The 16,424-nt window shown below is 73.3% G+C and carries 11 protein-coding genes; 8 read left to right on the top strand and 3 right to left on the bottom strand.

All coding sequences use genetic code 11. The annotated features are described in order from the left end of the window. The first annotated feature begins 74 nt into the window (after positions 1 to 74). Entirely contained in the window at positions 75 to 1,181 is a 1,107-nt protein-coding gene (gene sepH / locus ACZ37P_RS13690; protein WP_467346527.1) for a septation protein SepH, read from the top strand. 162 nt (positions 1,182 to 1,343) lie between these two features. Here sepH and ACZ37P_RS13685 read toward each other — a convergent pair whose 3' ends face one another. Continuing rightward, a complete protein-coding gene (locus tag ACZ37P_RS13685) occupies positions 1,344 to 2,177 on the bottom strand; it encodes a sulfurtransferase (protein ID WP_467346526.1) in 834 nt (277 codons plus the stop codon). A 227-nt stretch (positions 2,178 to 2,404) separates the two neighbouring features. Between ACZ37P_RS13685 and ACZ37P_RS13680 the strand changes: the two genes are divergently transcribed. The 3 genes from ACZ37P_RS13680 (at position 2,405) to ACZ37P_RS13670 (ending at position 9,510) form a co-directional block, all read left to right on the top strand. Further along, positions 2,405 to 3,172: a VOC family protein gene (locus ACZ37P_RS13680; RefSeq protein WP_391163847.1), complete on the top strand. Its 768-nt coding sequence runs from the start codon at positions 2,405 to 2,407 to the stop codon at positions 3,170 to 3,172. Between the two features lie 530 nt (positions 3,173 to 3,702). After that, a complete protein-coding gene (locus ACZ37P_RS13675; protein WP_467346524.1) occupies positions 3,703 to 6,948 on the top strand; it encodes an AfsR/SARP family transcriptional regulator in 3,246 nt (1,081 codons plus the stop codon). A 90-nt stretch (positions 6,949 to 7,038) separates the two neighbouring features. Beyond that, complete coding sequence (locus ACZ37P_RS13670; protein ID WP_467346522.1) at positions 7,039 to 9,510, top strand: ATP-binding protein; 2,472 nt, start codon at positions 7,039 to 7,041, stop codon at positions 9,508 to 9,510. Here ACZ37P_RS13670 and ACZ37P_RS13665 read toward each other — a convergent pair. Beyond that, complete coding sequence (locus ACZ37P_RS13665) at positions 9,393 to 10,001, bottom strand: hypothetical protein (protein WP_467346520.1); 609 nt, start codon at positions 9,999 to 10,001, stop codon at positions 9,393 to 9,395. The two genes, ACZ37P_RS13670 and ACZ37P_RS13665, sit on opposite strands and share 118 nt — an antisense overlap. Beyond that, on the bottom strand, positions 9,998 to 11,239 hold the full coding sequence (locus ACZ37P_RS13660) for a hypothetical protein (RefSeq protein ID WP_355338500.1): 1,242 nt from the start codon (positions 11,237 to 11,239) through the stop codon (positions 9,998 to 10,000). Before ACZ37P_RS13660 ends, ACZ37P_RS13665 begins: the two co-directional genes overlap by 4 nt. Before the next feature lie 374 nt (positions 11,240 to 11,613). Here ACZ37P_RS13660 and ACZ37P_RS13655 point away from each other — a divergent pair, with 374 nt between their 5' ends. The 4 genes from ACZ37P_RS13655 (at position 11,614) to ACZ37P_RS13640 (ending at position 16,296) form a co-directional block, all read left to right on the top strand. After that, positions 11,614 to 14,160, top strand: coding sequence for a DUF4118 domain-containing protein (locus ACZ37P_RS13655; protein ID WP_467346518.1), 2,547 nt, complete (start codon positions 11,614 to 11,616; stop codon positions 14,158 to 14,160). 68 nt (positions 14,161 to 14,228) lie between these two features. Next, a complete protein-coding gene (locus ACZ37P_RS13650) occupies positions 14,229 to 14,912 on the top strand; it encodes a response regulator (protein WP_188282663.1) in 684 nt (227 codons plus the stop codon). Positions 14,913 to 15,030: 118 nt separating this feature from the next. Further along, entirely contained in the window at positions 15,031 to 15,429 is a 399-nt protein-coding gene (locus tag ACZ37P_RS13645; protein WP_188282613.1) for an OB-fold nucleic acid binding domain-containing protein, read from the top strand. Positions 15,430 to 15,543: 114 nt separating this feature from the next. Next, on the top strand, positions 15,544 to 16,296 hold the full coding sequence (locus tag ACZ37P_RS13640; protein WP_467346569.1) for a DUF3159 domain-containing protein: 753 nt from the start codon (positions 15,544 to 15,546) through the stop codon (positions 16,294 to 16,296). Positions 16,297 to 16,424: the final 128 nt, after the last annotated feature.

The raw sequence follows: 16,424 nt of genomic DNA, 5'->3' as shown, positions 1-16,424 counted from the left end.
CCGGGTAACTCTGCAAGGTTGTGGCACGCTGCACCCGGGCAGGCCACACTCGTCCAACGGGAGCAGCGACGCACGTGACGTCGGCAGGCACCACCCGGGAGGTAACCGTGCCCGAACTGCGGGTTGTGGCCGTCAGCAATGACGGCACACGACTGGTGCTCAAGGCTGCCGACAGCACGGAATACACACTCCCCATCGACGAACGGCTGCGCGCCGCCGTCCGCAACGACCGGGCCCGTCTCGGACAGATCGAGATCGAGGTCGAGAGCCATCTGCGGCCCCGCGACATCCAGGCACGTATACGTGCGGGTGCGTCGGCGGAAGAGGTCGCGTCGATGGCCGGCATCCCGGTCGAGCGCGTACGGCGCTTCGAGGGTCCCGTCCTGGCCGAGCGCGCCTTCATGGCCGAGCGGGCCAGGAAGACGCCCGTACGCCGCCAGGGCGAGAGCACCGGGCCCCAGCTCGGCGAGGCCGTCGCCGAGCGGCTGTTGCTGCGCGGCGCGGAGAAGGACACCGTCCTGTGGGACTCCTGGCGCCGCGACGACGGCACGTGGGAAGTCCTCCTGGTCTACCGGGTGGCCGGTGAACCGCACACCGCGAGCTGGACCTACGACCCGCCGCGCCGCCTGGTCGCGGCCGTCGACGACGAGGCCAGGGCGCTGATCGGTGAGAACGCCGCGCAGCAGGAGAGCACGAAGGAACCGAGCTTCCCCTTCGTGCCCAGGATCGCCCGCCTGCCGCGCGACCGGCCTCTCGACCGGGCCCTCGACCGGCAGTTGGAACGGCCCGACCGGCCGGACCGCGCCGACCGCGAGGCCCGTGCCGAGGACCGGCCGGAGCCGGAGGAGCGCGACTCGCTGACCAGCCTGCTCGAAGCGGTGCCCAACTTCCGCGGCGACATGGTCGTGCCCGCGCCTCCGCCGGGCCCGCCGGGTCCTCCGGACGTCGTGCCCGCCGTGGAGCCGGAGGAGGAGACCGAGGAAGAGGCGGCTCCGGCCGCCAGCGCCGGGTCCGCCTACGCCGACGTCCTGATGCCGCGCGCCGTCGCCGGTCACCGCGACCGTCTGGTCGGCACCACCGACCGCCAGGCCGAGGCCGACGGGGTCCGCCCCGGACGCCGGGCCACGGTGCCGAGTTGGGACGAGATCGTGTTCGGGAGCAGGCGCAAGAAGCAGGAGTAGCGCGGGTGGCGCGCGGCTTGGACAGACCGGGAGCCGACGGCCGTCAGGGGCAGCCACCTTGGTGGCTGCCCCTGACGCGTTGTGCGGCGGCTCGCGCGTTACCGGGTTCGCGTGCGGCCGGTACGGGGTCCTGCCCGGGCCTGGTAGGGGGTGTCGCTGGGGTCAGCCCGGCTGGGGGCCGGTGGCGACCGGGTTGGCCGGGTCGGCGGACCATTCGCTCCAGGAGCCGACGTAGAGCGCGGCCGTGATCCCGGCCGCGGCGAGGGCGAGGACCTCGTGGGCGCCGGAGACCCCCGAGCCGCAGTAGACGCCCACTTCGGCGTCCGGCCCTGCGCCCAACCCGGTGAAGCGGTCGGTGAGTTCGGCGGCGGGCAGGAACCGGCCGTCGGCGCCGGTGTTCTGCGTGGTGGGTGCGTTGACGGCGCCGGGGATGTGGCCGCCGACGCGGTCGATCGGCTCCGAGTCGCCGCGGTAGCGCTCGGGCGCGCGGGCGTCGAGGAGCACCCCGCGGCGGGCGAGGTCGGCCGCCCCGGCCGCGTCGAGCAGTGGCAGGGCGCCGGTCGCGGGCACGAAGTCCCCCGTGCCCCCCGCGGGTTCGTCCCGGCTCAGCGGGTGTCCGGCCGCGGTCCAGGCCGCGAGGCCGCCGTCGAGGACGCGCACGCGGGTGTGCCCGGCCCAGCGCAGCAGCCACCAGGCGCGGGCCGCGCCCCAGCCCTGCCAATTGTCGTACACGACGACGTCCCGGTCGCCGCTCACCCCGGCCCGGCGCATGGCGGCGCCGAACTCCTCGGGGTCGGGCAGCGGGTGCCGTCCGCGGGCCCCGGCGGGCCCGGCCAGTTCGGCGTCCAGGTCGACGTACCTTGCGCCGGGTACGTGGCCTTCGAGGTAGGCGGGGTGGCCGGGAGGGCCGCCGAGCTGCCAGCGCACATCGAGGACGGTGACGCCGTCCCGCTCTGCGGCGGAAGCGAGTTCGGTCACGGAGATGAGGGGTTCCATACGCACATTGTGGTCGACCGGTCGTAGCCGCCGTACGGCGGGACACCGTACGGCAACGGCCGCGAAACGGAAGCGACATGACATTTCGGTTGCCGCGCGGCACCAGGGTGATGAATGCGGCGCGGTCACGGCGCGCGCCGCTCCGGGTGGTGCGACGATCGGCTGTGCCACACCATTCCCGACCGGCGGGGCACGCCGTGCCGGCTGCCCGCCAGGAGACCGTAGCCATGACCGAGGTACCGAACCGTCGCCCACCTGGCACCCCTTGCTGGGTCAGCCTCATGGCGCACCGGGCCGACCTTGCGCGCAGTTTCTACGGCGCGCTGTTCGGCTGGGAGTTCGTACCGGGACCGCCCCAACTGGGCACGTACGCCCTCGCCGAGCTGGACGGCCGCCGCATCGCGGGTATCGGCGAGGGGGCGCCCGAGCCGCACCGGCCGGTCGCCTGGACCACGATGCTCGCCTCCGACGACGTCGACGAGACCGCGGAACTGGTCCGCGAATGCGGGGGCACCGTCGGCATCGGCCCCCTCCAGGTCAACGACGAAGGACGGCTCGCCCTCGCCGTCGACCCCTCGGGCGCCGTCTTCGGCGTCTGGCAGGGCGGACTCCTCGGCGGCGCCGAGGCCACCGGCGAGCCCGGCACCCTCGCCTGGAGCGAGTTGGTGACGCGGGACGCGTCGCTCGTCGGCAAGTTCTACGAGGCCGTCTTCGGTCTCGAGGCCGAAGACGCCGCTTCCGACTCCGACGACGTCCTGCTCCGCGTCGGCGGCCACCCCGTCGCCGCGATCCACGGCGTCGGCTCCCGCGTCCCGCGCGACCGAGGGGCCCACTGGACGACCCACTTCGCCGTGGCGGACGTCGATGACGCCGCCGCCCGCGTCACGGCCCTCGGCGGCCACGTCATCCACCCCGCCCACCCGTCCCCCCACGGCCGCACCGCCACCCTCACCGACCCCGAAGGCGCCCCCTTCACCCTCCAGAGCCCGCCGTAGCCCCCCGTCCCCCTCGCAACGCGCCGCGGCCCGCCCCTGCACCTGCCGGGGCGGGCCGCGCTGTGTGCGCCGTGCGGGCGCGTCGACCGTCAGAACATGGCCGACGAACCGCCTATGACGGACGGGATGCAAATGGAGGCGAAGGCCGCGAAGGCGACCACACCGCACACAACGCCGACGACCTTGGCGGCAAGTGACTGCTTCATGTCTCTTTGTTCCTCGTTCTGTTGAAGAAATGAGGGTGCTGAGGTACAGCGGGAGAGACTGCCCGAACGATCATCAACCGCGCAAGCTAGGGCCAATGCGCTGATCTTGGACATATGTCATTGGCACCTGCTTCAGGCATATGCAAAACTGCACGCGATGCGTGAACCCGTCGCGGCCCGGCCGCACCTAGCAGAAGGCGCCGTCGCGCGAGCGAACCTTCGGGGATTTCCCGCGTGCGTGAGCGCGGAGGTGGTATGGCCCCGTGACGCACCGTCGTGTCATGCTCACTCTTCAGAGCGTGCCCATCGGCCGGAGGGGCAACGATGGAGGTTCATCTTCTTGGCGCGGTCGAGTTATCGGCGCGAGGCTCGGTCGTACGGCTCGGTTCGGACAGAGAACGCTGTCTGCTCGCGTCGCTCGCTCTCGACGTCGGCCGCCCGGTCAGTCAGGACGTCCTCGTCGGGCGGCTGTGGGACGACGAACCGCCCAAGACGGCCCGCGCCAACCTCCACACGTACATCTCGCGGCTGCGGCACGCCCTGCGCACGGTCGGCGCGGCGACGGCCCAGCGCTCCAAGCCGCCCGCGGTGATCACCCTGCGGGCGCACACGTACACGCTGGAAGCGGAGTCGGAGAGCGTCGACTGGCACCGGTTCGTGCGGCTGTCGCGGGAGGCGGCGGTCGCCGCGCGAGCGGGGGAGGACACACGGGCGCTGGACGGCCTGGACGCGGCCGAGGGGCTGTGGATCGGTGAGGCGCTGGCGGGACTGCCGGGAATCTGGCCGCAGTCGGCGCGGGACATGATGGCCGAGCGGCGGCTCGCCACGGTGCACACCCGGCTGGCGCTGCGCCTACGGCTCGGGCACTTCGCCGATGTCGTCTCCGAGGTATCGGAGCTGACGGGCCGTCATCCGCTGGACGAGACCCTGGCACGGCAGTTGATGGTCGCCCTCTACGCGGTCGGGCGGCATGCCGAGTCGCTGGCCGTCTACCAGCGGGCCCGCACCCTCTTCCGCGCCCAGCTCGGCAGCGAGCCGGGCGAGCCCTTGGCACGGGTGCACGGACAGATCCTGCGCCGGGCCGCGCTCCCCGACCTCATCCCCGGCCTGCGCCCGCCCGCGCCGCGGCCCTCGGCGCCGCCGACGGCCGAGCCCGTCGAGGTGACCGCGCCGCCGGTACGGGCCGCGCCGCGCCATCTGCCCAGCCGCAGGCAGGAGTTGGTTGGCCGGGAACAGGAGATCAGCCGTCTCTTACGGGCCGGGCACCGGTCGGGCGGCTCGGGCTGGGTCATCGCCATCGAGGCCATCTCCGGCATGGCGGGCGTCGGCAAGAGCACCCTCGCCCTGCACGCGGCCCACCGGCTCGGCGACAGCTTCCCCGACGGCTCGGTCTTCGTGGACCTTCGCGGACACTCCGTCGCCCAGTCGCCGTTGACCACCGAGGAGGCGCTGGCCGCACTGCTGCGGGGCTTCGAGGTACCGCCGCAGGAGATCCGCCCCGACCTCCAGGCGCGCACCGCGCAGTGGCAGACGCTCGTGGCGGGAAAGCGCGCGGTCATCGTGCTGGACGACGCCGCCGGCACACGGCAGGTGCTCCCGCTGCTGCCCGACGGCTCACCCTCGCTCGTGCTGATCACCAGCAGGCACCGGCTGGTCGAACTGCCCGCCGCCCACCCGCTGTTCGTGGACGTGCTGCCGCTCGACGACGCCGTCGGCCTCTTCCAGCGGCTGGTCGGGCCGGAGCGCGCCACGGACACCGACCGGATCGCCGACATCGTGACCCGCTGCGGTCTGCTCCCGCTGGCCGTCGAGATCACGGCCAGCAGATTCAAGGCCAGACCCTCCTGGGACCTGGACCATCTGATGGAGCGGCTGTCCCGCAGCCCCGGCAGACTCCAGGAACTGCGCGACGGATACCGCGAAGTGGCCGTCGCCTTCGAGATGTCGTACCACGCGCTCACCCCCGAGCAGCGCTCCGCCTTCCGCAGGCTCAGCCTGCACCCCGGGCCCGACTTCGGCCTGTACGCCGCCGCCGCGGTCATCGGCGAACCGCTGGACCGCACCGAACGCCTCATCGAGGACCTGCTCGAGTACTGCCTGCTCCAGGAGCCCCGGACGGAGCGGTACCGCTTCCACGACCTGCTCGGCGAATTCGCCGCCACGCTGGCGGGGCTGGAGGAGCCGGCGGAGGAACGTGACGCGGCCCTGCGGCGGTTGGGCGGCTACGCGCTACGGGCCGCCGACCGCGCCGACCGGCTGCTGCACCCGCACCGCAACCGGCTGGGACAACTCGCACCCCAGGGACGGGTGAGCGTCCCCCGTATGGCGGACGCCGCCGCGGCCCGCACCTGGCTCGGCGCCGAACTCGAAGGCGCGCTGACGGTCGAACGCGGCCTCCGCCAGCAGGGACACGTCCGGCAGGCGGCTCAACTGGCCCACGCGTTGGGCGAACTGGCGGACTCCGAGGGCTACTGGCGGGAAGGCGTGACCATGCACGAGGCCGCCGCCGCGCACTGGCGGGCCGCCGACCATCCGCGGGCGGAGGCCCGCGCGCTGCTCGACCTGGCCACCGCCCACGCCCGCGTGAGCCGCTACCCGCAGTCGGCCGAGGCCGTCGAGCGCGCCCTCGCCCTGGCCCGCGGCTGCGAGGACGACGTCGTGACGGCGGAGGCGCTCGGGCAACTCGGCGTCCTGCAATGGCATGTCGGCGAATACGACGCGGGCCTGGTGCTGCACCAGGAGTGCCTGGAGCTGCGGCGCCGCTCCGGTGACATCCGCGGCTGCGGCAGGAGTCTGAACAACGTCGGCATCGTGCACCTCTCCATGGGCGACTATCGCGGCGCTCTGGAGAACTTCACCGCCGCGCTGGCGGCGGTGCGCGAGGCCGGTGACGTCGAACTCCAGGCGACCTTCGTGAACAACCTGGCCGAATTCCACCTCAGGACCGGGGACACGGACTCGGCCCGTGCCTGCTTCAAGGAGGCCCTGGCGATCGGGGCGGTCGTGCTCAGCGAGACCGACCGGGCGGTGATCAGGACCAATCTGGCCGTCGCACTGGGGGAGTTGGGCGACCCGGAAGCGGCCCTGGAACTGGGCAGGACGGCCCTCACCACCTTCCGCCGCACCGGGGGCGTACGGCACGAGGCGCACGCCCTCAATGTGCTCGGCAAGGTGCTGCTGGGCGCGGGCCTGTGGCAGGAGGCGAAGGCCCACCACGAGGACGCGCTGCGTCTGGCCCGGGGGATCGGCGCCAGTCACGAAGAGGCCGCGGCTCTGCGCGGCACCGGAACCGTGGAGCGCGCCCTCGGTGAATTCCCCGAGGCCCGGATGCATTTGGAGGCCGCGGCGGCCCTCGCCCGGCGCATTCAGGCACCCGAGGAGGAGGCGCTGGCCACCGACGTACTGGCCCGGCTGCTGTGGGACGAGGGACGGGCGGAGGAGGCCCGCGCGCTGTGGCGGCACGCCCTGGCCCTTTTCGAACCGCTGAATCCGCTGGAGGCGGACCGGATCAGGCGCTCCCTGGCCCGCGACGACCAGGACGGCTCCGGCTGGTGGCCGAAGGAGGCGTAGGCGCACGGAGTACCGAGCACGGGCATCGGACGGCGGGACAGCAGGGCCGCGTTTGCGCGCGGCCCGACGGCAGAGCGGGGGAGAGCGGCTGTGGAGGCGATCGGTCGCGGGGACGTCGAGGCCGCGCTGCGGCGGGCGGACGCGGCGGGGCGGACGACGGCGGAGGAACTGCTGCGGGAGGCCGTTGACCTGCTCGCGGCGGAGAGCGCCACCGCGCTCGACGGGACGTCCCCGGCCGACCCCGCCGATCCGGCGCGGACGCTGAGCGCCGCCGCGGCCGTCAGCGACACGTTCCGCCGACGCCTGGCGCGGTGGATCGCGTCGACGGCCGCCGACAGCACCGGCACCGCCGGCCCCCGGCACCCCGGTCCCCCAGCGGTCGACGCGCCGCACGCCCCGCCCGCCGACCGCCTGGTCAACACCGTCACCGGCGGCGACCACCGGGGAGGCGTCGTCCAGGGACACACCATCGGCGACGTCCACTGGCACGCCGCTCCGGCGCCCGTGGCGTTGCCGACTCCGCGGCAGTTGATCCCCGCCCCTCGCCGTCTGTCCGGCAGGACACGGGAGTTGGCGGACCTCGACGCCATGCTGCACGGCGAATTCCGCGCGGGTCCCCTGGTCGCCGTCGTCAACGGGCCTGCGGGAGTGGGCAAGACGGCCCTGGCCGCGTACTGGCTGCGCAGCGTCGCCGCGGACTTCCCCGACGGGCAGATCTACGTCGACCTGCGGGGGCACGCCCCAGAGGGCCCGGCGGCGCCTCCCGAGGCACTGGGCATGTTCCTGCGCGCCTTCGGGATGACGGCGATCCCCGGCGACCCGGCCGAACTCGCCTCCCTGTGGCGGTCCGTCACCGCGAGCCGCCGCCTGCTCCTCATGCTCGACAACGCCATCTCCGCCGCCCAGGTCAGGCCGCTGCTGCCGGGCTCCGAGCAGAGCGTCGTGGTCGTCACCAGCAGGCGGAGGCTGACCGGTCTCGGGCTGGAGGGCGCGGTCTTCCACCCGGTCGGGGTGCTGGACGCCGAGGCGTCCGCGGACATCCTCGCCCAGCGGGTGGGCGTCCTGCGGACCGAGGCGGAGCCCGCGGCCGTGCGCCGGGTGATCGACTCCTGCGGCGGCCTGGCCCTGGCCGTCTGCGTCGCCGCCGCGCGGATGGCGGCCCGCCCCGGCCAGCCGCTGGCGGCGACGGCCGAAGCCCTCGACCGCGGGGAGCAGAGCCTCGCGGAACTGCGGATCGGAGAAGAAGCCGCTGTGCAGAGCGCCCTCGACGCGTCCTACCGCCTGCTGCCGGAGGACGCCGCCGCGTTGTACCGGCTGCTGGGCGTACTGCCCTTCGCCGACGTGGGCCTGCCGCTGGCCGCCGCCGCGACCGGCCGCGGCGAGGCCGTCGCCGACCGGCTGCTGGAAACGCTGGCCGAGGCCAGCCTGTTGGAGGAGGCGGCGGGCGGACGGCACCGCTTCCACGACCTGGTGCGCCTGCACGCCCGCGGCCTCGCGGAGGCGCGCGACGCGGAGCCGGTCCGTACGGCCGCCGTACGCCGGGCGCTGGAGTGGTACCTGGCGACGGCGACGGCCGCGGAGGAGCTGATCAGCCCGTCCCACCGCACCTTGGACCGCGACTACCCGGCGCTGTCCCCCGACCGGGCCCACGCCTTCACCGAGGAGAAGCGGGCGCTCGCCTGGCTGGCGGCCGAGCAGCACCACCTCATGACGGCGGTGCGGCTGTCCGCCGCGCGCGGCTGGGACGGCCTGTGCTGGCAACTGGTGGACGCGCTGTGGCCGCTGTGGCTGCGGCTCAGGCCCTACGCGCTGTGGGTCGAGGCGCACCGCCTCGGCCTGGAGGCGGCCCGCCGCGCCGGGCACACGCCGGGCGAACTGCGGATGCTGACCTCCGGTGCCACCGGTCTGTGCGACTCCGGTGCCACGGACGAGGCGATCGTGTGGTTCGGCCAGGCGCTCGACCTGGCGCGGTCGGCGGGGGACCGGCTCGGCGAGGCCCAGGCACTCCACGGCCTCGGCCAGTCCCACCACTACGCCCGGCGGCTCGACGAAGCGGCGGACTGGTTCGGCCGGGCCCTGCGGCTGCGCGAGGAGATCGGCTACGTGCGCGGCGCCGCGCTCTCCCGGATGTCCCTCGGCGACACCGCCCGGCTGGCCGGCCGTCCGGAAGCCGCCGTCGCGGCGCTGCGCCAGGCGCGGGCCGACCTGCTGGCACTGCCCGACGCGTACGAGGCGAACCGGGCGCTGGCGCTGCTCGGCCGCGCGCTCGGGGAGGCGGGCAGGACCGGTGAGGCCGAGACCTGTCTGCGGCAGGCAGCCGCGGAATTCGAGGCGCGCGGTTCGGTGCACTGGGAGGCGTACAGCCTGGACATGCTCGGTGTGGTCCTTCAGCGGGCCGACCGCCCGGACGACGCGAGGCGTGCGTACGAGCGGTCGGTCGCGCTCTACGAGAGCGTCGGGGCCTCCGACACGGACCGGGTCACGGCCCGGATTGCGGAGCTGGACGCCGGACCGGGTACGGCACCCGAGCCGGATCCGCCCGTCGGCTCCGGCACGAGGTGAACGGCCCACCGGCCGGCCCCGCCGGGACCTCGTGAGGCCGCCGCGACCAGCAGTGGACGGTTCAGCGGCAGCCGGGCAGCGGCGCACGCGTGCAGGAGCGACCCGACGGCGGCCGTGGGGGCGCCCCCGCCGACCGTCCCGCACCCGCCCGGGGGCCCGGACGCGTACACCGTCAGCGGGGGAGCGCCGGTGACGGCGGCGAGCCACGCGGAGCCCCCGCCACCGTATCCCGCGCAGACCGCCAGGACGCCGGGATGACGGCGGAACACCCGCCGCGTCCAGGCGAGCGCGACGGCCCGGGAGGGCAGCGGCAGACCGTGCCACAGCACGTCGGCGCTGTCCCGCCAGGGCACGCAACGGGCGTCGTCCCAGCGGACGCTCAGGTGCTCGTCGGCGAAGGCGCCCCCGAACGGCGCCCCGTCACCGCCCACCAGCAGTTCCACCCGGACCTCGCGGCACCCCGGCACGGCGTGCCCGGAATCCCGGCTCACGGTGACCCGCCGCCCTCGGCCGATGCCACGGGCGGCGGCAGCGGGTCGGGGAGATCCAGTTCCCGCGTCTCCGGCTCGTGGGCGGGCTCGCCCAGCTCCAGCAGCCGGTACATCAACCGCCGCATCCGACCGTTGAAGCGGCCCGGCTCCGAGGAGATCCGCGCGGCGATCCTGCGGTACGCGCGCCGGTCGTAGTGGTCGCGCGCGTAACGGAGCTGCCGCGACAGCGAATGCGTCAGGGAGATCGCCGGCGCGAGGGCCGCCAGCGCCGCTCCCGGCGAGTGCGGATTGACGTCCTGACCGGGAAAGCGGGCCATCACGATCGGGACGTCGCACATCGCCGCGTACAGCGTCAGCGAGCCGTGGTCGCCGATCACCGCGTCCGCCGCGACCAGCAGCGGACGCCAGTCGACATCGGGCGCGATCGGCTGAACGGCCTGCCGGCCGTCGCCCGCCAGCCACGCGCGCACCTGCCATCCGCCGTGGCCCGCCCAGGCGTTGGGGTGCAGCAGCAGATACGTACGGAAGCCGTCCGCCGGGTCCAGGTCGGCGAGCACCCGCGGCAGCAGTGCCTCCAGCCGGTTGAAGCTCGACCCGAGGCCCCAGGTGGAACAGACCAGCACCAGCTTCTCCCCGTCCCGCAGGCCCAGCGCCCTGCGGTACTCGTCCCGGCGCCCCAGGCTGCGCGCGATCCGGTCGTACGAGGCGTCCCCGACCACCTCGGCGATGGGCAGCGCCTCGGGGCAGGACCGCGACAGCAGCGCCAGGTCGTCTCGGTGGGCGAGGGCGTACGCGGCCGGGACCACGCGGTCGCCGATCATCAGGAAGTCCCTGGCCAGACCGCTGACGCCCCGCCGAGCCGCGCCGGACGGCCCGGACAGCTTCATGTGCCCCGCGCCGTGCGGGATCCGCAGCAGGGGGCCGCGCAACTGTTCAAGGCCCTGGGAGCCCGCGGCCAGCACCAGGTCGTACTCCTCGGTCACCGCCTCGGACCAGGGCAGCACCTGGGCGTCCAGCGCCGTCAGGAAGGCGCCGACACCCGGGTTGAAGGCGTGCGGGGCGATGGTGAAGCGTACGTGGATCCGCAGATCGGAGCGGAGCAGTTCGAACACGTCCTTGAGCCGCTGCCCGTACACCACGGTGTGCACCACGACCAGGACTCGCTTGCAGTCGGACAGTGTGGACCACCGTCCGGGATCGCGTATGGCCGGGCCGGTAAGCCCGTCTACCGCTGACATGGGTGAAACCCCCCGAAGTGAGTCTTCTCTCCTGCGACCGGTGCCCGGCCGCAGGAAGCGGCTTGCCCCGGGCGTCTGGCGGAAGGCTTGCCAAACCCTTGCCGAAACCTTGCCCGGCAGGCCGGGGGACGGGCGGTCTTGGGACCCGGGGGGAGCGAACGGGCCGCGACGGCGCGAAGTCCGCGCCCGGCGCAGCGTTCTCCGGGTCACGCTCGCGGCAACGGACCGGTCCCGCTCGGGGCGTCAAGACGCCGTCAAGGTCGCCCCGGCGGTGGCCGCGCGCCCGGAATATCCCGTTGCGCGGTTCTAGAGTCGGAGGGTGCGCCTGCCGGGCCGTCCGGGCGAAGGGGGCGGCGGAGCGGGACGATGGAGACATGGCACGCGGGAAGCTGCGCATTTATCTGGGGGCGGCACCTGGTGTGGGGAAGACCTACGCCATGTTGTCGGAGGCGCATCGGCGTGCGGAGCGCGGTACGGACGTGGTGGTCGGGTACGTGGAGCACCACAGGAGGCCGCGGACCGAGGTGATGCTGGCGGGCCTGGAGGAGATCCGGCGCAAGGAGAGCGACTACCGGGGGACCGTGTTCACGGAGATGGACGTGGACGCGGTGCTGGAGCGGGCGCCCGAGGTGGTGCTGGTCGACGAGCTGGCGCACACCAATGTGCCGGGGTCGCGGAACGCGAAGCGGTGGCAGGACGTCGAGGAGCTGCTGAAGGCCGGGATCCACGTGGTCTCGAACGTCAACATCCAGCACCTGGAGTCACTCGGTGACGTGGTGGAGTCCATCACCGGGGTGAAGCAGCGCGAGACGGTGCCGGACGAGGTGGTGCGCAGGGCCGACCAGATAGAGCTGGTCGACATGTCGCCCCAGGCGCTGCGCCGCCGGATGGCGCACGGCAACATCTACGCCCCCGACCGGGTCGACGCGGCGCTGTCCAACTACTTCCGCCCCGGCAATCTGACCGCGCTGCGCGAGCTGGCGCTGCTGTGGACCGCGGACCGGGTCGACGAATACCTCCAGCAGTACCGGGCCGACCACCGGATATCGGCCGCGTGGCAGGCCAGGGAGCGGATCGTGGTCGGCCTGACCGGCGGCCCCGAGGGCCGCACGCTGCTGCGCCGGGCGGCCAGGATGGCCGCCAAGGGCTCGGGCAGCGAGATCCTGGCCGTGCACATCGTGCGCAGCGACGGCCTGGTGTCCGGCTCTGCCAAGGAACTGGCCGTCCAGCGGGCCCTGGTCGAGGACCTGGGCGGATCCTTCCACCACGTCATCGGCGACGACGTGCCGGACGCGCTGCTGGACTTCGCGCGCGGCGTCGACGCCACCCAGATCGTGCTCGGCACGAGCCGCCGCAAGGCGTGGCAGTACGTGTTCGGGCCGGGCGTCGGCAGCACCGTGGCCCGCGACTCCGGCGACATCGACGTCCACATCGTCACCCACGAGCACGCCGCCAAGGGCCGCGGGCTGCCCTCCGCGCGGGGCGCGAAACTCGGCCGCTCCAGGGTCGTGGCGGGCTGGCTGACCGGCGTCGCGGGCCCCGTTCTGCTCGCGGTGCTGCTCACCCGCTGGCACCCCGGCATGAGCCAGGCCACCGAGATGCTGGTCTTCCTGACCATGACGGTCGCCGCGGCCCTGATCGGCGGACTGCTGCCCGCGCTGGCCGCGGCCCTGGTCGGCTCGCTGCTGCTCAACTACTACTTCACGCCGCCGACGCACTCCTTCACCATCGCCCAGCCAGAGAACATCATCGCCATCGCGATCTTCATCGTCGTCGGCGCCGCCGTCGCCTCCGTGGTGGACCTGGCCGCCCGCCGCACCCAGCAGGCCGCGCGGCTGCGCGCGGAGGCCGAGATCCTGTCGTACCTGGCGGGCAGCGTCCTGCGCGGCGAGAGCTCGCTCGAAGCGCTGCTGGAACGGGTCAGGGAGACCTTCGGCATGGACGCCGTGGTGCTGCTGGAACGGGACGACGAGCACGCGGCCTGGCACTGCGCCGCGAGCGTCGGCAGCACCCCCTGCGTACGGCCCGAGGACGCCGACGTGGAGGTGCCCGTCAACGACCGGCTCACCCTCGCGCTCACCGGCCGCGTCCTGCCCGCCTCCGACCGCCGCGTGCTGTCCGCGTTCGCCGCGCAGGCCGCCGTGGTGCTGGACCGCAAGCGGCTGACCGACGAGGCGGCCAAAGCCAGGGAGCTTGCCGAGGGCAACCGGATACGTACGGCCCTGCTGGCCGCCGTCTCGCACGACCTGCGCACCCCGCTCGCCGGGATCAAGGCGTCGGTGTCCTCGCTGCGCTCCGCGGACGTCGCCTGGTCGCCGGAGGACGAGGCGGAACTGCTGGCCGGGATCGAGGACGGCGCCGACCGCCTGGACCACCTGGTGGGCAACCTCCTGGACATGTCACGGCTCCAGACCGGCACCGTCTCCCCGCTGATCCGCGAACTCGACCTGGACGAGGTGGTGCCGATGGCGCTCGGCGGCGTCCCCGAGCAGAGCGTCACCCTCGACATCCCCGAAACGCTCCCGATGGTCGCCGTCGACCCCGGCCTGCTGGAGCGCAGCGTCGCCAACGTCGTCGAGAACGCCGTCAAGTACAGCCCGGAGGACGAGAAGGTGCTGGTCGCCGCCAGCGCGCTCGGCCACCGCGTGGAACTGCGCGTGGTCGACCGCGGCCCCGGCGTCCCCGAGAGCGCCAGGGACCACATCTTCGAGCCGTTCCAGCGGTACGGGGACGCGCCGCGCGGCAACGGCGTCGGCCTCGGCCTCGCGGTGGCGCGCGGCTTCGTCGAGGCGATGGGCGGGACACTGGTCGCCGAGGACACACCCGGCGGCGGCCTCACGATGGTGCTGACGCTGCCCGCCGCGCACGGGGCCCCCGCAGCGCCCGGCGTTCCCGACCGGCCCGCCACGGCCGTCTCATGACCGAACAGAAGAGCGCACAGAAGATCGCACAGAAGAGCGAACAGAAGAGCGAACAGAAGAGGACGCACATGTACCGGGTGCTCGTGGTGGACGACGAGCCGCAGATCGTCCGCGCCCTCGTCATCAATCTGCGGGCCCGCGCCTACGAGGTCGACGCCGCGCACGACGGCGCCACCGCGCTGCGGGTCGCCGCCGCCCGCCATCCCGACGTGGTCGTCCTCGACCTCGGGCTGCCCGACATGGACGGCGTCGAGGTGATCCGCGGCCTGCGCGGCTGGACCCGCGTGCCGATCATCGTGCTGTCCGCCCGGCAGGCGTCCGACGAGAAGGTGGAGGCGCTGGACGCGGGCGCCGACGACTACGTCACCAAGCCGTTCGGCATGGACGAGCTGCTGGCCCGGCTGCGCGCCGCGGTCCGCCGCGCCACGCCCACCGGACCCGACGACGACGCCGCCGTCATCGAGACCGAGTCCTTCACCGTCGACCTGGCGGCGAAGAAGGTCAACAGGGACGGCGCGGACGTACGCCTCACCCCGACCGAGTGGCACCTGCTGGAGGTGCTGGTACGCAGCCCCGGCCGGCTGGTCAGCCAGAAGCAGCTCCTCCAGGAGGTCTGGGGGCCCGCCTACGGCACCGAGAGCAACTACCTGCGGGTCTACATGGCGCAGCTGCGCCGCAAGCTGGAGGCCGACCCGGCCCGCCCCCGGCACTTCATCACCGAACCGGGCATGGGGTACCGCTTCGAGCAGTGACCGGGCTTCCGGTGGCGACCCGGTCCGGTGGCGACCCGGTCCGGCAGTGACCCGGCTCTCCCGGAGCCGCCCCTTCGGGGCAATGACCGGGCTCTGACTGGCCGGTACCCTGGGGAATATGAGTGGTGCCATCCGTTCGGACCGACCCGCGGGACGTTTCCGCCGCATGCTCGACCGCCTGTCCTCCTCGCAGGAGGAGCTGCACTCCGAGGAGCTGCAGAAGGACGCCCTGGCCGTCGGCTGCACGAGGATCTGCGACTGCTCCGACCGCCAGATAGTGTCCGTCACCGGTACGCTGCGTACGGTCACCCTCCGTCCCCGGGCCGGTGTGCCCGCGCTGGAGGCGGAACTCTTCGACGGGTCCGCCGCGCTGGACGTGGTCTGGCTCGGCCGCCGCAGTATCAGCGGTATCGAACCCGGCCGTCGGATCATCGCCTCCGGCCGGATCTCCATGAACCGGGGTCGTCCGGTGCTGTTCAACCCCAAGTACGAACTGCGTCCGGTCGGACAGGAGTAACAGGTGGCGTCGATCGACAACACGGATCAGACGGTCCGCGCGGATTCCCGGCCGCCCGGCGGGAGCACGGACGGTACAGGGACCGACGAGGTCACCGGCGAGGCCGCGGGCGGGATCACCGACGAGTCGCGGGCGGTCACCGAGGCCGCGCTCTTCGACGCCTTCGGCGGGCTGCGCGGCATGGTGGAGACCACCGTGCCCGGCCTGGTCTTCGTCGCGATCTACACGGTCAACAAGGACCTCAAGAGCTCGGCCATCGCCGCCCTCGCGCTGTCGGTGCTGATGGGCGTGGCGCGGCTGGCCCGCAAGGACACCCTCAAGCACGCCTTCAGCGGGGTCTTCGGCGTCGCCTTCGGCGCGGTCTTCGCCATGATGTCGGGCAACGCGAAGAACTTCTATCTGCCCGGCATGCTCTACACGCTCGGCCTGGCCGTCGCGTATCTGGTCTCCGCCGCCGCGGGCTTCCCGCTGCTCGGCCTGATCCTCGGGCCGATCTTCAAGGAGAACCTGTCCTGGCGGAAGCGGAATCCCGGACGGCTGCGCGCGTACACCAAGGCGAGCTGGGCCTGGGGCCTGATCCTGCTGGCCAAGTCGGCGATCCTCTTCCCGCTGTACTGGTGGGGCAACGCGACGCAGCTCGGCTGGGTCAAGGTCGCGCTCGGCATCCCGCCGTTCCTGCTGTCGGTGTACCTGACCTGGATCTTCCTGGTGAAGGCGCCGCCGCCGATCGACGTGATCGCGGAGATGGAGGCGGCCGAGGCCGCGGAGAAGGCCGAAAAAGCCGAAAAAGCCGGAACGGCAGAAAACACGGAAAAGGCCGAGCGGACGGGCACGACGGGGAAGTCCGCCAAGCACGCCAGGCCCTGACCCGCGCGTCCGTACGGCATGCGAAAGGGGGCGGGGGGGGGGGGGGGGGGGGGGGGGGGGGGGGGGGCGGTTTCTTTTTTGGTGGGTGGGGGGGTGGTGGTGTGTTGGTGGTGTTCCGCCCTTGAGGG

The organism is Streptomyces sp. NPDC024632, assembly GCF_055559175.1.
The sequence above is the reverse complement of the archived record's forward strand: the minus strand, read 5'-3'. Positions and strand labels throughout refer to the sequence as shown.